The sequence below is a fragment of the Polaribacter sp. Z014 genome (assembly GCF_023555435.1).
Lineage (GTDB): Bacteria > Bacteroidota > Bacteroidia > Flavobacteriales > Flavobacteriaceae > Polaribacter.
Genome location: NZ_JALCZP010000011.1, coordinates 19,337 through 36,794 on the forward strand (window position 1 = coordinate 19,337; position 17,458 = coordinate 36,794).

Genomic DNA, 17,458 nt, shown 5'->3' on the forward strand with positions numbered 1-17,458 from the left:
CTAAAAATAGTGGGCAAATATAGAGATTTCAAATTGCTTTATAAAGTTAATATATAGTCTTTTTTGAATAACAACTTTTTTAAAGAAATATTGTAAGGAGTTTGTTAAACATTTGTTTTGTTTCTAATGTCTTCTCCCCATAAAAGTTTGCTTCTTAATGTCTTTAAAAAAGATTGGTTTTTTGGAAGTATACTTTTTATTGTAAAATCGGTTTTTTCTATAAAAATGGTCGTGTTGTTTGGTACACTAGATACTCTAGAATCTAAAGAGATTAAAAAGCTTTTTTCTCTAGAATCTACTTTTAATTCTATTTTAGTTTCATCAGAAATTACCATAGGCCTCGCATTTAAATTATGAGGAGCAATAGGTGTGATAACTAAATTTTTTGAATCTGGTAAAATAACAGGTCCATTACAACTTAAGGAATAGCCCGTAGAGCCTGTGGGCGTAGAAATAATTAACCCATCGGCCCAATAATTAGTTAAATATTCACCATTTAAATACGTTTGTACACCTATCATAGAAGTGGTATTTTTCTTAGCGATGGTTACTTCGTTTAATGCAAAGTTAAGTTCTGCAAAATCCTTGGTTTTTGGTTCTGTCCTTATAGATACAAGTGTTCTTTCTTGAAGAGTGTAATCACCTTTAATAACAAGATCTATACTTTCTTCAATAAGGTCTTTGGGAACAATAGCGAGAAAACCTAATCTACCCGTATTTATACCTAATATAGGGATGTCTAAATCTCTAATATGTGTTGCAGAACGTAAAAATGTTCCGTCTCCACCAATGGTAATCATAATATTAAAAGAACTATCTAAATCGTTAAAACTAACAAAAGATTTATACACATCTTTTAAAACGTTATTTTCTACCAAAAGGGTATAAAATTCACTTTCTATATAAAAATCAATCTGTTTTTTTTCTAAAACGTGTAATAATGTTTTAATTTCCTTTTCTGATGAAATGGCGTAAGACTGACCGTAAATTGCTGCTTTCTTCACTTTTTTGTTTTTTTTGTAAAAGCCTTTTAAAAGGTTTACATTTCTAAATATTTCTGTAAATATTCAGACCTACTTTTTAAATCCTCTAAATAAATATCATTTTCATGCATAGATATAATTTTATAATCATATCTTCTAAAGGTTTGCATAATTTCATTTATTTCATCTGAAATTACTTTGATAGTAACTTGAATAGTGTCTGTATTTTTTTCTGAGATATACAAACCTAATAATTTTCCGCCGCTAGCTTCAATAATTTGTACAACTTGACTCATAGAATAATCATTGCTCAATTTTTCTATAATTAAAGTTTCGCTTTCTTCAACCATAAAAGGGCTTGTGGAAAAAACATCTAAAACGTCTCTTAAATCAAAATAACCAATATAATCTTTATATTCATTTAAAACAGGAATGATGTTGGTGTCATTGTCTGCAAAAATTTTTAATAGTTCTAAAACAGTTGCTTTTTCATCAGCAAAAAAAGAATTTAATAAATAAGCATGTTCAACTAATTCATCCTCATTGTTTTCTATAGTTTGTAGGTCATCTTCCGCAAAAGAACCTAATAGTTTATTGTTTTCAATAACAGGAAAATGTGTTATAGGGTAATTTTTAAACACTTTTTGAGCGCTTTTTACAGCATCTTTTAAGCGAAGTGGTTTTATTTCTTCTAATATATAGTCGTTCATATTCATGCTTTACGAATATAGGATAAAATGATTTAATAAATTATATTTGCAGCCTAATTTTAGACAATGACAAAGTTAAGTGTAAATATTAATAAAATAGCAACTTTAAGAAATTCTCGTGGCGGAAATGTGCCTAATTTATTAAAAGTTGCCAGCGATATTGAAGAATTTGGTGCTCAGGGAATCACAATTCACCCAAGACCAGACGAAAGACATATACGTTATCAAGATGCAAGAGATTTAAAAAATATTGTGACTACAGAGTATAATATTGAAGGAAATCCGATAAAATCTTTTATGGATTTGGTGTTAGAAGTAAAGCCAACGCAGGTTACTTTGGTGCCAGATGCTTTAGATGCTATTACGTCTAATGCGGGTTGGGATACTATTACACATCAATCTTTTTTACAAGAAGTTATTAGAGAATTTCAACAAAACGGAATTAGAACTTCTATTTTTATAGATACAGATGCTAAGTTGCTAGAAGCAGCTGCAAAAACAGGTGCAGATAGAGTTGAGTTATATACGGAAGACTTTGCAACTCAATATGATTTAGGGAATTTTGATGCTATAAAACCATATACAGAAGCGGCTGTTTTAGCTAACAAATTAGGTTTAGGTATTAATGCTGGGCACGATTTAAGTTTAGATAATATTAAATTCTTTAAAGAGAATATACCTCATTTGGCAGAAGTTTCTATAGGCCACGCGCTTATTGCAGAAAGTTTGTATTTAGGTTTAGAGAATGTTGTAAATATGTATTTGCATCGACTTAAGTAATTTAACAGTATTCAGTTGCCGTTTTCAGTCACAGTGTCATTTCGAAATGAGCTTTTTTAGCGATTGAGAAATCTCAAGAATAAAACTTAGGTCTCGAACACGATTGACCTGACAAATTATATAATAATCAATTCATATAAATGTCTAATAATCCAATATTACATTCAACAATAAAAGGAGAAGGAAAACCATTATTAATCTTACATGGCTATTTTGGAATGTCTGATAACTGGAAAACTTTAGGAAATCAGTTTGCCAAAGATTATCAAGTTCACCTTATAGACCAAAGAAATCACGGACGTAGTTTTCATGAAGATGAATTTAATTATGAGGTTTTAGTTGAAGATTTGTATAATTATATACAACACTATCAATTAGAAAAAGTAGATATCATTGGGCATTCTATGGGCGGAAAAACAGCAATGTTGTTTGCTGTTACGTATCCAGAATTGGTTGATAAATTAATTATTGTTGATATTTCTCCAAGAATGTATCAACCACATCATAATGCTATTTTGGCAGCATTAAATTCTATTGATTTTTCTGTAGAAAATACTAGAACTTTGGTTGATAATAAATTATCAGGATTAATTCCAGATTTTGGTGTGCGTCAGTTTTTGTTAAAAAATGTGTATTGGAAAGAAAAAAGACAATTAGCATTCAGATTTAATTTAGAATCTTTAACAGAAAATAATGCAGAGATTGGGGAAGCGTTGCCTTCTTTTACTGTTTTCGAAAAGGAGACGTTGTTTTTAAAAGGAGAAAAATCTGAGTATATCACAAAAGAGGAAGAACCAATTATAGAAGCTCATTTTCCTAATTCTAAAATTGTAGAAATTAAAAATGCAGGTCATTGGTTGCATGCAGAAAATCCGAAGCAGTTTTATGCAGAGGTTTCTGAGTTTTTGAAGTAAAAGAAAAGGTTTCGCTTTCTATAATGATATAACGTCTGTTTTAATGACTTTTATCAGAAGTAAGCGAGGTTAGTTTTTTTACCATTAGAAACAAACCAAATAAATTTAGAAACTATACCTTTGAGTCTTTAATTTTTCAATCTTTTAATAAAAAAAATGAACATAGAAAACGCACAAAAACAAGTAGACGATTGGATTAAAGCTCATGGAGTTCGTTATTTTAACGAGTTAACCAACATGGCACAACTTACAGAAGAGGTTGGTGAAGTTGCACGTATTATAGCAAGACGCTACGGAGAGCAAAGTGAAAAAGAATCTGATAAAAATAAAGATTTGGGAGAAGAATTGGCAGATGTTATGTTTGTGGTTTTATGTTTGGCAAACCAAACCGGAATTGATTTACAAGATGCTTTCGAAAAGAAATTAGATATTAAAACCAAACGTGATCACGATCGTCATCACAACAATCAAAAATTAAAATAATGAGTTTATTAGAAAAAATAAAACAGCCTCTTTTTTGGATTAATTTTGCAAAAGTTGCCATTCCTTTTTTTGTTATTGTAACAGTAGTTTCTTTATTAATAGCTAGTTCTAGCGATTTGTTTTCTGGAGATTTTGCTAAAGTTTCAGAAACCAATTTTGCAAATGATAAATGGAAAAACTTTTTTGGGTTTAAGGTTGTTTTTAGTGCTGTTTATGGTTTTTATATGACCAATAAAAAAATGGTATAATATTTTAGTGTTTTTTAAAATCCTTTATTCCGGCTTTTATTTCTAAATCTAAATGATTTTTTCTTGGTGTAATAGGGCAAGAATACTTGTCGTTATAGGCACAATAAGGGTTGTAAGTATTGTTAAAATTTAAGATAACAGTAAATTCTGGCGTAATATCTGTGATCATTACATCCATATAACGTCCACCACCATAAGATGTTTCTCCAGAAGTATCATCTGTAAAAGGTAAAAACAAATAGTCTTTATATTTTTCATCATCTAAATCATCTTGACTTTGGTAAATGGTTAATTGACAATTTATTCCTTTTAAAGCAAAGTTTAGTAAACCATATTCTTTATATAATGGTTTTCTATCTGTGGTAGTTGTCATTTTAAACGTAGGCGCATTTTCTATTTTTATAAAATTCGCTTTTACTATAAAAGTAGAATCAACCTCAAAGAAGTTTAATCCTTTAAAATTCTTTAAATCTTTCTTTTTTAAGGGGGATTTCGAAGCGTCTTTATAACTAGCGTTTAATTCTTGTTGATATATAGTTTTTCCTATTAAAGGGCGTTTGCCTTGAGAATTACAAGATATCAATAGAAAAGTTACATAGAGTATAAGTACTATTTTTTTCATTATAATTTATTTACAATTCAAAAATACAATATTCAATTATTTTTATGTAGTTTTGAATCATTAATAAAAACAGAAATGAACAGAGTCTTAACATATATTACCAAGTTATCGTGGATAAACCACAGTAGTCGGTATGTTTATATGTTTTGATGATTTCAATATAAAATCAAATAATTATAAAAGTCCGACTTCACAGTCGGACTTTTTTATTTTTAGTAGTATTTCAATGCTAAAAAAAATTGATTCGTAATAATTATACTGAACTTCTTTCAATGATTAAATATTAATATAAACCAAAATGATAAAACTATATAACAATTACATTAATACTTTTAGAGGGCTTTCTAAAGAAGTTTGGTGGTTATCATTAATCACTTTTGTTAATAGATCTGGTACAATGGTAATCCCTTTTTTATCCTTATATCTTACAAAAAGTCTTCATTTTTCTTTAGCAGATGTTGGTTGGATCATGTCTTTCTTTGGGTTAGGTTCTGTAGTTGGTACTTGGATTGGTGGTAAATTAACAGACAAAATTGGTTATTACAAAGTTATGTTAGTGAGTCTTGTGCTCACGGGAATTCTATTTGTTTTTCTGCAATATGCAGCAACTTTTAATGAGTTTTGCTTTGGTATTTTTACAGTAATGCTGGTTGCAGATGCTTTTAGACCTGCAATGTTTGTTGCTTTAAGTGCGTATAGTAAACCAGAAAATAAAACACGTTCTGTTACGTTAATTCGATTGGCAATTAACTTAGGGTTTTCTGCAGGACCCGCAATTGGAGGTTTAATCATTACAGGTATTGGGTATGTAGGCTTATTTTGGATGGATGGAATTACCTGTGTATTAGCCGCTTTTTTATTGCTACAAGTATTGCATCCTAAGAAAACAAAAATACAAGATGAGGTAAAAGTAGAAAACCCTGTTTCTGCTTATGACGATAAAGCTTTTTGGATTTTCTTTTTAGCGATGTTTATTTTTGGATTTGTATTTATGCAGTTTTTTTCTACAATTCCTCTGTATTATAGTGAAAATCGTCATTTATCAGAGTTTGATATTGGTTTGCTAATGGGGTTAAGCGGACTTTTTATTTTCTTGTTAGAAATGCCTTTGATAAAATGGTTGGAAGATTTAAAAATGTCTAAAATTAAATTAATAGCTTCAGGACTTTTTTTGGTAGCCTTAAGTTTTATTATTCTAAATTTAACAGGTTGGGTTGGTATTTTAATTATTGGAGTTTTATTAATTTCTATTGGAGAGATGATTGCTTTTCCGTTTTCGAATGCTTTTGCAATAGAACGTGCTGCAAAAGGAAATCAAGGAGAATATATGGCTTTGTATAGTATTTCATTTTCTTTAGCACATATTTTTAGTCATAATGTTGGTATGCAAATGGTTGCTGAATATGGTTTTGATACCACTTGGTTTGCCATGACAATTTTTGCGCTTGTAGGCGTTTTAATTTTAGGATATCTTTTACGAGTATTAAAAAAGGAAGTTTTATAGGTAAACAATCCATCAAATTTTATTGATGGATTGTTTACGTTTTATCTTAGAAGGATTATTTTAATACTGTAAACTCAATACTAGAATCTGTAAAAACGGTATGTGTTTGTGTTTTAAAATCTTTTTCGTCTGCTTTGTAAATATTGTCTACATACGTTTGCGGATTCAAATCTATTAAAGGAAACCAAGTGCTTTGAACTTGTATTTGTACTTTATGTCCTTTTTTAAACGTGTGAAAAACATCTTGTAATTTTATATTTACATCGGTTTTTTTGTATGGTATAAAAGGTTCTGGATGTTCAAAACTATTTCTGAATCTACCTCTTAAAACTTCACTTCTAACCATTAAATGATAATTGCTCATTTTTAAATGATCTTGTAGTTTTTCGTTATTTTCTTCTGCATCCGCAGGATGAACATCAATTACTTTTACAATCCAATCTGCTGCAGAACCTGTAGTTGCTACTTTTAATTTTGCTAAAATATCTCCGGCTAAAGTAAAGTCTTCGGTTAAAACATCCGTTTCAAAAACCAAAACATCTGGTCTTCTTGCCGCAAAACGTTGGTCGTCTGTCATGTATTTACGTGGCGTAAAAACCGTTTTTATATCTTCGGAATACGGAACAGGATGTTTAATATCACTAATAAAATTTATTTTTTCTGTTGATTTTTTGTCTGAAGTCAATTTCTGGTTTTTAGACAGAAACCAATCTTCTTTAAATGCGTTTTTAGGAGGCCAAGCATCGTAAGACTTCCATTCTTTTTTACCAGTATCAAAAACATAAGCCTCTGGTAACCCAGAATTTTTGTCGCCATTTCCTTTTAAGAAGTGATTAAAGAATTTTGTTTCTACATCAGACTGAAATTTTAAAGAAATAGAATCTCCAAAATAATAATTTCCAACAGAGTTTGTAACTTTAGAACTAGCCCATTTTCCGTGATCCCAAGGTCCAAAAACCAAGGTGTTATAATTGTCTTTTTCGTTTTTTTCTATGGCTTTATAAGTAGATAAAGGTCCATATAAATCTTCTGCATCAAACTCTCCTGCAACTATCATAGTAGCAACCGTAGAAGGCACTTTGTCTAAATGCTGAATAATACCTTTACTTTGCCAAACGGAATCATAATTTGGATGTTCTACAATTTCTTTCCAGAAAAAATCATCAATTCTATCTTTATTTTCAGCTGTTTTAACACCTAATCGATCATACTGAAAATATTCGTTTAAGTTTTTTAAAGGCCCTTTATCTAAGAAAAATTGATATTGATCCTGGGAATCCATTTTAGGAAACGAATACCAAGCCGTATCTGTTGGTGTGTCTTTGTAGGTTCCAAATAAAGAAATTGCTCTAAAATAACTTAGCATAAAAGCTCCATTATGATGAAAATCATCAAAGAAAAAATCGCCAATACACGCTTGTGGAGAAGCTGCTTTTAAGGCAGGATGCGCATCAATTGTAGAAATTGTAGCATAATGCCCAGGATATGATATTCCCCAAGTACCTACATTTCCGTTATTGTTTTCTACATTTTTTACCAACCAATCAATCGTGTCGTAGGTGTCAGAAACCTCGTCAGATTGTGTTGCCGTTTTATTGGGAATATAAGCGCGCATATTGTCATAAACACCTTCACTCATCCAACGGCCACGAACATCTTGATACACTACAATATTCAATTCTTTCATTAGATAAATATTAGGACCAATTTTAGTTTTCATTTTACCTTCTCCGTAAGGCTTAGAACTATAAGGTGTTCTTTGCATTAAAATAGGATATTTTCTACTAGTATCTTTCGGAGAATAAATGGTGGTGTGCAGTTTTGTACCATCTCGCATAACAATATCTACTTCTTTTTTTGAGTAATTATCGGATACAAAAGTGTCTTTTTTGGCTTCTTTTTTTACGATAGAGTTGCAAGAGTTGAGTAAAAAAAGACTTAAAAATGATAAAAGTAAAAGTTTCTTCATATAAAGGTGAATTAGTTTTGCTAAATCTACAAAACATAAAAGAAGTGGTAAAAATTCTAATGTTAAAATAGCTTCCAATAAAAAAACCTTCTTGATTGCTCAAAAAGGTTTTGTGTAAAGTATTTTTTAATGTCTAATTGTTATTTCTAACCATTCATAGAAATTAAAAACTCATCATTATTTTTAGAGAATTTAATTTTGTCATTAATAAATTCCATTGCTTCTATAGGGTTCATGTCTGCAAGATATTTACGTAAAACCCACATTCTTTGTACGGTTTTAGCGTCTAATAATAAATCGTCTCGTCTTGTAGATGATTTAATTAAATCGATAGCAGGGTAAATACGTCTATTAGAAATATTTCTATCTAATTGAAGTTCCATATTACCTGTTCCTTTAAATTCTTCGAAAATTACTTCGTCCATTTTAGAACCAGTTTCTGTAAGTGCAGTTGCAATAATGGTTAATGATCCACCATTTTCTATGTTTCTTGCTGCACCAAAGAAACGTTTTGGTTTGTGTAATGCGTTTGCATCGATACCACCAGAAAGTATTTTACCAGATGCAGGTGCAACGGTATTGTAAGCTCTTGCCAAACGTGTAATTGAATCTAAAAGAATAACAACATCATGCCCACATTCTACCAAACGTTTTGCTTTTTCTAAAACAATGTTGGCAACTTTTACGTGTTTGTCTGCTGGTTCATCAAAGGTAGAAGCAACAACTTCTCCACGTACATTACGTTTCATGTCTGTAACCTCTTCCGGACGCTCATCAATTAATAATACTATTTGATAAACTTCTGGGTGATTAGCTGCAATTGCATTTGCCACATCCTTTAATAACATGGTTTTACCCGTTTTAGGTTGTGCTACAATCATACCTCTTTGTCCTTTTCCTAAAGGAGAAAATAAATCGATAATTCTTGTTGATAAAGAACTACCTCTTTCTGCTAAATTGAATTTTTCTTGAGGAAATAAAGGTGTTAAGTGCTCAAAAGAAACACGATCTCTAACTAAGTTAGGGTTTAATCCGTTTATTTTGGATACTCTAATTAAAGGAAAATATTTTTCACCTTCTTTAGGTGGACGAACATTTCCTCTAACGGTATCACCTGTTTTTAAGCCAAATAATTTAATTTGAGATTGAGAAACATAAATATCATCTGGAGATGATAAATAATTATAATCAGAAGAACGTAAAAAACCATATCCATCAGGCATCATTTCTAATACGCCTTCACTTTCAATAATTCCATCAAATTCAAAATCTGGATCTTTATAACGATTACCAGATTTATTACCGTTATTTCTATTAGAGTTGTTCTTGTCTCTATTTTGATTTGGGTTTTTCTTTGGTAGTGGCTTATTTGCTTGCGGTTTATTAGCTTGTGGTTTATTTTGATTATTAGCCGGTTTAGGCTCTTTTTTCTCAACCTGTTTAATAACTCTTTCTTTAGTTACTTCCGTTTTGTTTTCTGTCTTTGCTGGAGTCTCTTTAGCCGCAGTTTTTCTAGCAATAGGTTTTCTTTGAGGTATCTTTTCTTGTTTTATTGGTTCTTCTGTTGTTTCTACAGCAGGTGTTGGTGTTTCTATTTCGGTTTTAGTTTTTACAGGTGTAGCAACTTTAGAAACTCTTTTTCTTTTAGGTTTTTCTGTTTTTGGTTTTACTTCAGTTACAGTTGGTGAAGTATCTACAGGGTTTGCAGCTTGTGTATCTAATATTTGATACACTAAATCTAGTTTTTTAAGTTGACTCGTCTTTGATAGACCAATAGATTTTGCAATTACCTGTAAATCAGCAAGTGTTTTTGCTTTTAGTTCTGAGATTTCGAACATTCGTTATATGTTAAGTTAAATTGGAAACCTTATTTAGATAAGATTAATTATAATTTTTTTTTAGAGTTTATGTATTGTATATAGTACTATACAATATTTATTGGGTGGTTATTATATTACAAATATATACAAAATTTTTAAGTTTTAGGTTTTCTTTTTAAAAAAGAAAGTTCTACTTTTGTAAACCTATTTTTTAAGATGATTCAAAGAATACAGAGTATATATTTATTATTAGCAACCGCAGTTTCTGGAGGGTTGATATTTGTATTCAATATTTGGAGTAATCTTAAGGAAGAAATATTTGCTTTAGATTTATTTTTTAGAGATTCTATGCTTTTAAAAGTAATTCCTTTGTTATATTTGCTTTCTGCAATAGTCTCTTTTGTAACAATTTTTTTATTTAAAAATAGAAAGTTACAGTTTGTTGTAGGACGTTTAGTTATTTTGATCAATCTTTTTTTATTAGGATTATTGATTTATGTATCTCTAACTTTACCTGGAGAAGTTTCGATTTCGGAGAAGGGTATTGGGATGTTCTTACCGATTTTAGTTGTTTTGCTTATTGTTTTGGCAAATAAGGCTATTAAAAAGGATGAAGATCTTGTGAAATCTGTAGATAGATTGCGATAAACCTATCATATTAGTATATTTAGTGCGAAAAAAAACCGAGAATTTAATTCTCGGTTTTTTGTTTTCTATATGTTTTCAGAGTTTAAATCTAATTTGAGTTTTTAATTTGTATTTTTAGAGACGAATATATTAAAATCTTACGAGGATTTAATGTGTTGAAAATCAATGTCATAAAATAAGTGTCTCACTGTTTTCAGTGAGGCGTCTAACTGAAAATAGGGAGGTGAAAATTTCACTGTAAATGGGTATTGTATAGTTTTAATTTGTGAATTAAATTTGTAATGTAAAAATGAAAGAAAAGATATACGTTCATGTAGCTGATGACCATAAAATATTAATAGAAGGTATCATCGCTGTAATAAAAACTGATAAAGAGATTGAAATAAAAGGATATTCTTTAACAGGACAAGAGGTGATTGATTGGTTTAGTCAAAAAGAAAACACCGCAGATGTTTTAGTCTTAGATATTACCATGCCAGTTTTAGATGGTTTTGAAGTGTTAAAATATTTTAGAGAAAAGAGAATAGACCAAAAGGTTATAATATTGTCTAGTTATGATGATCTTAAAATTGTTCAAGAAGTTTTAAATCTTGGTTGTATGGGATATATTTCTAAAAACAATGCTGGCGAGCATATTATAAATGCTATAAAAGCGGTTGCTAAAGGAGAACAATATTTTAGTAATGATATTCAAAAGATATTGTTACAATCTTTATCTGGTCAAATGGTTCCTAAGGGAGAAGTACCAGGGAAATTTTTGTTAGATAGTTTAACAGAAAGAGAATTGGATGTTTTAAAATTGATTACACAGGAACATAGCACTATAGAAATGGCTGATATAATGCACCTGAGTAAGAATACAATAGAAACGTATAGAAAGAGTTTGTTAAAAAAATTAAATGTAAAAAATGCAGTAGGCTTGGCAATGTATGCAGTAAAAAACAATATAGTATAGTTCTTATCCCCCAAAAAATAATTATTTATAAGCTTTGATTTTTTTAAATCATTCCCCTAAAAGGCTTTATAGTTAAACCCCTAGAACCCCTAATTGTTGCATACATTCTTGCCTTAGCTAATTAAATAATATAATAATAGTTCTCGAAAATAATTAAATTAAACAAAGTATTAAATCTTAATCCCCCCTTCACATTATGAAAAATTTCAACTTATTTGCCTTATTAGTATCAGTAGTACTAGTTTTTTCTTCTTGTTCTACCAACGAAACACTTTTACAAGAAGAACAATCTTTAGATCTTTTAAAAACATTTACGATTAATAGAGATGCTAACGGAGGATATTTTTTAGATTACAACGTAAATGGTAATGTAAAAACGGAAAACGTTGTTGATGACACTACAAATACAAATTATATTTATTTATATTCATCAGAGAATCTGTTAAGCCGTAAAGTTACGCAAGATCTTACTATTGATGGAAATCAGCTTAAAGTAGGTTTTGTAGATACTAATTCTAGTAATCAGCCCCAAATTACTATTAAAGATAAAAATGCTTCTTTGTCTAAAAATGAAAATGAAGATATGCTTTCTGAGTATAGTATTTCTGGAAATGAAGATGGAACATACACTTTAGATTTTACAGTAAACAGCAAAGTAAAAGTAGATTTTGTTTATAATGATGAGTTGAATATTTATGAAGTTCATTTAGAAGAAGGAAAAACAGATGTAACAACTTTCTCTAAAGTTTTTGATAAAATAGATGGTGAAGCTCTAGAAATTGATTTTGTAAATCATATTCTTATAGAGGGTGATACTGCTGCTAAAACAAATTCTAAGTCTTATGCTTTTACAAAAGAAAGAAGACCTGAGGTAATTATAGATTAAATTAATAAGGATTGAAAACTCTAAATAAATTAATTTTATTATTTTTTTTGGTCGTTTTTTTTAAAACACTGGCTAGTAGAAAAGAAGTTGTATCAAATACAACTTCTTTTTATATGCAATTAAATGATAGTCTTTTAAATAAAAGATTTCGAAATATTAATAAATTATATGAAGAAAAAAAGTTTGATTTAGCATTAAAAAAAGCTTTTAAATTATTAGATAGTTCAAAAAATAAGGATAGAGAAGTGCTTTATAAAACAAATTATTTGATAGGTAATATTTTTTATGAAACATTAAGTTTTAAAGATGGTGTTAAATACTTTAGGGTAAATGTAAAGAGTATGGTTTATGATTCTCTAAGAATAGAGGATCATAATAAAAGCTTTGATGTATCATTATTGCTAATTCAAAATTATCTTCGTTTGGGAAGCTCTTACCATAAACTTAAAGAGCGGGAAGATGTTCAAGATATACAAGATAAAGAGTTAATAACTAAATATAGAGATAGTACTTTATATTATTATAATAAAATTTTAGTTTATAGTGATTTAGATAAAAGGGTATTAGATGTTAAAGCAAAAGCGTATAGTAATTTATCAGCTTTTTATATAAATGATTCCTTATATGATTTAGCCAAAAAATATGCAAATAAATCTATTGAAATTCATAGACTTAATAAAAATAAAGTTAATCACGCTGCTGCTTTAGGTAACTTGGCTAGTATTTATTTAATTCAAGAGGATTATAAGTTAGCAAAAAAGACGTATTTAGAAGCATTAGAATTAATTAGAAATGATAATAGTGCTAAAGCTGTTAGATTTAAAGCAAGTTTATATGCAAACTTATCTTGGTCTATGTATAAACTTAAAGATTATAAGGCTTATGAGTTTCAAGATTTATCTTATGGTATAAAAGATGAATTAAGAGATACTGAATTAAGAGGTATCGTGAAAAAAATTAATGCTGAAAATAACGTTAATACGGTTAAAAAATTAGTTTTAAAAGAGGCAGAAAATAAACGTCTTAAAAATCAAAGGATTTTTTTGGCGATTGTTATTAGTGCTTTTGTAATTATATTATCTTTATTGTTTTGGGTTAATGTGTATAAATTAAGACAAAAGAATTTAGGGCTTCAACTTTCTCAAACCCAATTACTCCAGCATCAAAATATAGAAAAGATAAGATCAGAATCGCAAGTAAGAATTTTAAACGCTACAATAGATGGTAAAGAGTCTGAAAGGAAACAAATAGCAGAAACTTTGCACGATAGTGTTAGTGCTTTATTGTCATCGGCAAATCTTCACTTACAAGCTACAAGAAGCCAGTTAAATGGTGAAATTCCTATAGAGATAGATAAAACTCAAGAGATTATTACAGAAGCTTCTCAAAAAATTAGAGACTTATCTCATACTTTAGTTTCTTCCGTTTTGTTAAAATTTGGGTTAAAATACGCTATAAAAGATATGGCAGATAAGTACTCTAACTCTCAAATTAAGATTGATACAAGAATAGGCGAAACTAGGAGGTATGAACAAAACTTTGAAATAAAAGTATATAATATTATTCAAGAATTTGTTAATAATATTTTAAAGCACAGTAAAGCTGAAAAAGCGATGATTCATTTAAATGAAGCAGATAGCAAACTGTATTTAAGAATTTCAGATGATGGCATTGGTTTTGATAAAAACAAAATCATCAATAAAGACGGTCTTGGTTTAAATCAAATTGAAGCAAGAATACAAATGATGAAAGGAGATTTTCTAATAGATTCTGCTCTAAAGAACGGTACTGTTATTAAAGTAGTATTGCCTATTTTAGAAAAAGAGGCAATTAACCTCGTTTAGCCAATTCTATAATTTCCATGTTTTTTATTTCTCCGTTTTCTAAAGCAAAACGTAACATGGTTCTTACTTTATGAAAACCATGGTTTCCTGCGGCACCTGGGTTTAAGTGCAATAAATTTAGTTTTTTATCGTATTGTACTTTTAGAATATGTGAATGCCCTGAAATAAATATTTTTGGAGGATTTAACTTTATTTCCTCACGTATTCTTTTATCATATCTATTAGGATAACCGCCAATATGGGTTATCCAAACTGAAACATTTTCAATTTCGAACTTTAAATCTAAAGGAAATTCAGATCTTGCTTCGGCTCCATCAATATTGCCAAAAACAGCACGTAAAGGTTTTAGTTTTTTGATGGTGTCGGTAACTTCTAAATTGCCAATATCGCCAGCATGCCAAACTTCATCAGCTTGTTTTACAAACTTTAAAATTTGAGCATCAATAAAACTATGAGTATCAGATAATAATAAGATTTTCTTCATCAAAAGTAATTGTAAGAAAAGATTAACGTCTCTATTAGCTTCAAATGTAATCATAACAAAATAAATTCCGTAATTTTGACAGCTACAAAAACACACTTTCTTGAGGTATTTTATAGAACTTTCTTATAACGGAAAAATTTATCATGGTTGGCAAATTCAACCAGATGTTATTTCTGTACAAGAAAAATTGAACAAAGCAGTTAGTACCATTCTTCAAGAAAAGATAGAAGTTGTTGGAGCAGGAAGAACGGATACCGGAGTACATGCTTCTCAAATGTTTGCTCATTTCGATATCGAAAAAGAACTGAAGGGAGATATTCCGCATAAGTTAAATTCATTACTACCAATGGATATTGTTGTGTATAATGTGTTTTCGGTTGATGATGAAATGCACGCACGATTTGGAGCACTTAGCAGAAGTTACGAGTATAAAATATGGTTAGGTAGAAACCCTTTTTTATTAGACTTTTCTTGGCAAATACATTCACAGGATTTAAATATTTATTTAATGAATGATGCCGCAAAATTATTATTGGAGTATACCGATTTTCAGACTTTTTCTAAAGTTAAGACAGATGTGTATACTTATAATTGTGATGTTACCGAAGCTGTTTGGAAACAAAACGGAAAGGAGTTGGTGTTTTATATTACGGCAAATCGTTTTTTAAGAAATATGGTGAGAGCCATTGTGGGTACTTTGGTAGATGTTGGTTTGGGGAAAATTACAAAAGACGATTTTAGAAAAATTATAGAGAGTAAAAATAGAGGAAATGCGGGCTTATCAGTTCCTGCAAAAGGGTTGTTTTTAACAAATATTAAATATTAGGTTTTGGCAGATAAAACAGGAAAAGCTTTCGATTTACAAATCTTTTTAAGACTGATGTCTTTTGCAAAACGCTATAAATTAAACTTTTTTATAGCTGTTTCTTCTACTATTTTATTAGCTTTTGTAGCTTTGTTAAACCCTTATTTAATAAAAGAAACGGTAGATAAATATATCACAGAAAAAGACACACAAGGTCTTATTAACAATATACTTTTAATGTTTGGAGTAGTGCTAATAGAAGTATTGCTACGTTTTACTTTTATTTATTATGCTAACTGGGTTGGGCAACATATTATTAGAGATATTAGAGCAAAAACATTTCGGCATATTTTACAATTTAAAATGTCTTATTTTGATACCAATTCTGTAGGTAAATTAGTAACAAGAGTGGTTTCTGATATAGAAACTATTGCCGCCTTTTTTAGTAGTGGTGTTTTTACAATTGTAAGTGATGTTTTACAGATGTTTGCAATAGCGGCTTTAATGTTTTATTTTAATTGGAAGTTAGCATTAATTGCATTGGCTGTTTTACCAATTTTAATTTATGCAACGAGAGTTTTTCAGCAAGCTATAAAAGCAACGTTTCAAGAAGTAAGAAATCAAGTAGCAAATTTAAATGGATTTGTGCAAGAACGTGTTACAGGAATGAAGATTGTACAGCTATTTAACAGAGAAAACATAGAGTATAAAAATTTTAAAGAGATTAATAATAAACATAAAGAAGCGTATGTAAAAACCATTTGGTATTTTTCTATTTTCTTTCCTATTGCAGAAATTTTATCATCAATTGGTATTGGTTTAATTGTTTGGTTTGGTAGTAAACAAATTATTGGAGGGTCTGTTCCTGGTCCTGGTACCGTAATGGCTTTTGTGCAAATGGCACAAATGTTATTTAGACCGTTACGCCAGATTGCAGATAAATTTAACCAATTACAAATGGGTATCGTTTCTGGAGAACGTGTTTTTAAAGTGATAGATACACAAAGTAGTATTGTTAAAAACGGAACACAAAAAGCAGAAAAACTGAAAGGAGATATTAGTTTTAAAGATGTTCATTTTAGCTATATAAAAGGAGAAGAAGTGTTAAAAGGCATCTCTTTAAATGTTAAAAAAGGACAAACAGTAGCTATTGTAGGTGCTACAGGTGCTGGTAAATCGACTATTATCAACTTAATTAATCGTTTTTATGAGATTGATAGTGGTACTATTAGTGTTGATAATATTTCGATAAATGAATATGCTTTAGAGAGTTTAAGAAATCAAGTAGCGGTTGTTTTACAGGATGTCTTTTTATTTTCAGATTCAATTTTAAATAATATTACTTTAAAGGATGAAAACATCACTTTAAAGGAAGTAGAAAAAGCGGCAAAACAAATTGGTATTCACGATTTTATTATGACACTTCCAGGAGGTTATCAATATAACGTAAAAGAACGTGGAGCTATGTTATCTTCTGGACAACGACAATTAATAGCTTTTTTAAGGGCTTATGTAAGTAAACCAAGTATTTTAATTTTAGATGAAGCGACTTCTTCGGTTGATTCTCATGCAGAACAAATGATTCAATACGCCACAGAAACCATTACAAAAGGGAGAACTTCTATTGTTATTGCACATAGATTAGCTACTATAAAACAAGCGGATAAGATTATTGTGATGGATAAAGGTTTAATAGTGGAAGAAGGAACTCATAATGAGTTGTTAGACAGAGATAATGGGTATTATAAAAACTTATACGATAAACAATTTAGCATCAAGAAAGCTTCTTAAAATCAATATTTT

At 29.5% G+C, this 17,458-nt stretch carries 17 protein-coding genes; 11 read left to right on the forward strand and 6 right to left on the reverse strand.

Translation table 11 applies throughout. From position 1 onward, the window contains the following. Positions 1–104: 104 nt before the first annotated feature. Both MPF19_RS12685 and MPF19_RS12690 read right to left on the reverse strand, forming a co-directional pair. Complete coding sequence (locus MPF19_RS12685; protein ID WP_203391755.1) at positions 105–1,004, reverse strand: NAD kinase; 900 nt, start codon at positions 1,002–1,004, stop codon at positions 105–107. 35 nt (positions 1,005–1,039) lie between these two features. Next, entirely contained in the window at positions 1,040–1,693 is a 654-nt protein-coding gene (locus MPF19_RS12690; RefSeq protein ID WP_249988523.1) for a CBS domain-containing protein, read from the reverse strand. A 66-nt stretch (positions 1,694–1,759) separates the two neighbouring features. On the opposite strand from MPF19_RS12690, the gene MPF19_RS12695 reads away from it, so the two are divergent. From MPF19_RS12695 to MPF19_RS12710, 4 genes are all read left to right on the forward strand, one after another. Next, complete coding sequence (locus MPF19_RS12695) at positions 1,760–2,473, forward strand: pyridoxine 5'-phosphate synthase (RefSeq protein ID WP_249988524.1); 714 nt, start codon at positions 1,760–1,762, stop codon at positions 2,471–2,473. Positions 2,474–2,613: 140 nt separating this feature from the next. Next, entirely contained in the window at positions 2,614–3,387 is a 774-nt protein-coding gene (locus MPF19_RS12700; RefSeq protein ID WP_249988525.1) for an alpha/beta fold hydrolase, read from the forward strand. Positions 3,388–3,543: 156 nt separating this feature from the next. After that, the gene (locus MPF19_RS12705) at positions 3,544–3,870 is read left to right on the forward strand and encodes a nucleotide pyrophosphohydrolase (RefSeq protein WP_166387013.1); all 327 of its coding nucleotides are present in this window, start codon (positions 3,544–3,546) and stop codon (positions 3,868–3,870) included. Further along, positions 3,870–4,118 (forward strand): hypothetical protein, encoded by a 249-nt coding sequence (locus tag MPF19_RS12710; RefSeq protein WP_203391759.1) that lies wholly within the window; start codon positions 3,870–3,872, stop codon positions 4,116–4,118. Before MPF19_RS12705 ends, MPF19_RS12710 begins: the two co-directional genes overlap by 1 nt. A 4-nt stretch (positions 4,119–4,122) precedes the next feature. On the opposite strand, the gene MPF19_RS12715 is transcribed toward MPF19_RS12710, so the two are convergent. Further along, on the reverse strand, positions 4,123–4,740 hold the full coding sequence (locus MPF19_RS12715; protein WP_249988526.1) for a DUF1684 domain-containing protein: 618 nt from the start codon (positions 4,738–4,740) through the stop codon (positions 4,123–4,125). Positions 4,741–5,038: 298 nt separating this feature from the next. Here MPF19_RS12715 and MPF19_RS12720 point away from each other — a divergent pair, with 298 nt between their 5' ends. After that, positions 5,039–6,244: an MFS transporter gene (locus MPF19_RS12720; RefSeq protein ID WP_249988527.1), complete on the forward strand. Its 1,206-nt coding sequence runs from the start codon at positions 5,039–5,041 to the stop codon at positions 6,242–6,244. A gap of 55 nt (positions 6,245–6,299) precedes the next feature. On the opposite strand, the gene MPF19_RS12725 is transcribed toward MPF19_RS12720, so the two are convergent. Both MPF19_RS12725 and rho read right to left on the reverse strand, forming a co-directional pair. Continuing rightward, entirely contained in the window at positions 6,300–8,213 is a 1,914-nt protein-coding gene (locus MPF19_RS12725; RefSeq protein ID WP_249988528.1) for a CocE/NonD family hydrolase, read from the reverse strand. Positions 8,214–8,359: 146 nt separating this feature from the next. Continuing rightward, positions 8,360–10,051 carry a transcription termination factor Rho gene (rho, locus tag MPF19_RS12730; protein ID WP_249988529.1) on the reverse strand — a complete coding sequence of 564 codons (1,692 nt, stop codon included), beginning with the start codon at positions 10,049–10,051 and terminating at the stop codon, positions 8,360–8,362. A 198-nt stretch (positions 10,052–10,249) separates the two neighbouring features. On the opposite strand from rho, the gene MPF19_RS12735 reads away from it, so the two are divergent. The 4 genes from MPF19_RS12735 (at position 10,250) to MPF19_RS12750 (ending at position 14,366) form a co-directional block, all read left to right on the forward strand. Continuing rightward, positions 10,250–10,681 carry a DUF4293 domain-containing protein gene (locus MPF19_RS12735; protein ID WP_203391764.1) on the forward strand — a complete coding sequence of 144 codons (432 nt, stop codon included), beginning with the start codon at positions 10,250–10,252 and terminating at the stop codon, positions 10,679–10,681. A gap of 289 nt (positions 10,682–10,970) precedes the next feature. Continuing rightward, positions 10,971–11,636: a response regulator gene (locus MPF19_RS12740; RefSeq protein WP_249988530.1), complete on the forward strand. Its 666-nt coding sequence runs from the start codon at positions 10,971–10,973 to the stop codon at positions 11,634–11,636. 196 nt (positions 11,637–11,832) lie between these two features. Then, positions 11,833–12,522 carry a hypothetical protein gene (locus MPF19_RS12745; RefSeq protein ID WP_249988531.1) on the forward strand — a complete coding sequence of 230 codons (690 nt, stop codon included), beginning with the start codon at positions 11,833–11,835 and terminating at the stop codon, positions 12,520–12,522. A 113-nt stretch (positions 12,523–12,635) separates the two neighbouring features. Then, complete coding sequence (locus MPF19_RS12750; protein ID WP_249988532.1) at positions 12,636–14,366, forward strand: ATP-binding protein; 1,731 nt, start codon at positions 12,636–12,638, stop codon at positions 14,364–14,366. On the opposite strand, the gene MPF19_RS12755 is transcribed toward MPF19_RS12750, so the two are convergent. Further along, entirely contained in the window at positions 14,353–14,850 is a 498-nt protein-coding gene (locus tag MPF19_RS12755; RefSeq protein ID WP_249988533.1) for a metallophosphoesterase family protein, read from the reverse strand. The two genes, MPF19_RS12750 and MPF19_RS12755, sit on opposite strands and share 14 nt — an antisense overlap. Before the next feature lie 100 nt (positions 14,851–14,950). On the opposite strand from MPF19_RS12755, the gene truA reads away from it, so the two are divergent. Continuing rightward, positions 14,951–15,676, forward strand: a complete 726-nt coding sequence (gene truA, locus MPF19_RS12760) for a tRNA pseudouridine(38-40) synthase TruA (protein WP_249988534.1) — start codon at positions 14,951–14,953, stop codon at positions 15,674–15,676. Positions 15,677–15,679: 3 nt separating this feature from the next. Next, entirely contained in the window at positions 15,680–17,446 is a 1,767-nt protein-coding gene (locus MPF19_RS12765; protein WP_203391770.1) for an ABC transporter ATP-binding protein, read from the forward strand. The last annotated feature ends 12 nt before the right edge of the window (positions 17,447–17,458 follow it).

Bases quoted from the DNA above. Each gene is read 5' to 3' on its own strand.
- MPF19_RS12690 (WP_249988523.1), bottom strand. From the start codon at position 1,693: ATGAACGACTATATATTAGAAGAAATAAAACCACTTCGCTTAAAAGAT.
- MPF19_RS12695 (WP_249988524.1), top strand. From the start codon at position 1,760: ATGACAAAGTTAAGTGTAAATATTAATAAAATAGCAACTTTAAGAAAT.
- MPF19_RS12700 (WP_249988525.1), top strand. From the start codon at position 2,614: ATGTCTAATAATCCAATATTACATTCAACAATAAAAGGAGAAGGAAAA.
- MPF19_RS12705 (WP_166387013.1), top strand. From the start codon at position 3,544: ATGAACATAGAAAACGCACAAAAACAAGTAGACGATTGGATTAAAGCT.
- MPF19_RS12710 (WP_203391759.1), top strand. From the start codon at position 3,870: ATGAGTTTATTAGAAAAAATAAAACAGCCTCTTTTTTGGATTAATTTT.
- MPF19_RS12715 (WP_249988526.1), bottom strand. From the start codon at position 4,740: ATGAAAAAAATAGTACTTATACTCTATGTAACTTTTCTATTGATATCT.
- MPF19_RS12720 (WP_249988527.1), top strand. From the start codon at position 5,039: ATGATAAAACTATATAACAATTACATTAATACTTTTAGAGGGCTTTCT.
- MPF19_RS12725 (WP_249988528.1), bottom strand. From the start codon at position 8,213: ATGAAGAAACTTTTACTTTTATCATTTTTAAGTCTTTTTTTACTCAAC.
- rho (WP_249988529.1), bottom strand. From the start codon at position 10,051: ATGTTCGAAATCTCAGAACTAAAAGCAAAAACACTTGCTGATTTACAG.
- MPF19_RS12735 (WP_203391764.1), top strand. From the start codon at position 10,250: ATGATTCAAAGAATACAGAGTATATATTTATTATTAGCAACCGCAGTT.
- MPF19_RS12740 (WP_249988530.1), top strand. From the start codon at position 10,971: ATGAAAGAAAAGATATACGTTCATGTAGCTGATGACCATAAAATATTA.
- MPF19_RS12745 (WP_249988531.1), top strand. From the start codon at position 11,833: ATGAAAAATTTCAACTTATTTGCCTTATTAGTATCAGTAGTACTAGTT.
- MPF19_RS12750 (WP_249988532.1), top strand. From the start codon at position 12,636: ATGCAATTAAATGATAGTCTTTTAAATAAAAGATTTCGAAATATTAAT.
- MPF19_RS12755 (WP_249988533.1), bottom strand. From the start codon at position 14,850: ATGAAGAAAATCTTATTATTATCTGATACTCATAGTTTTATTGATGCT.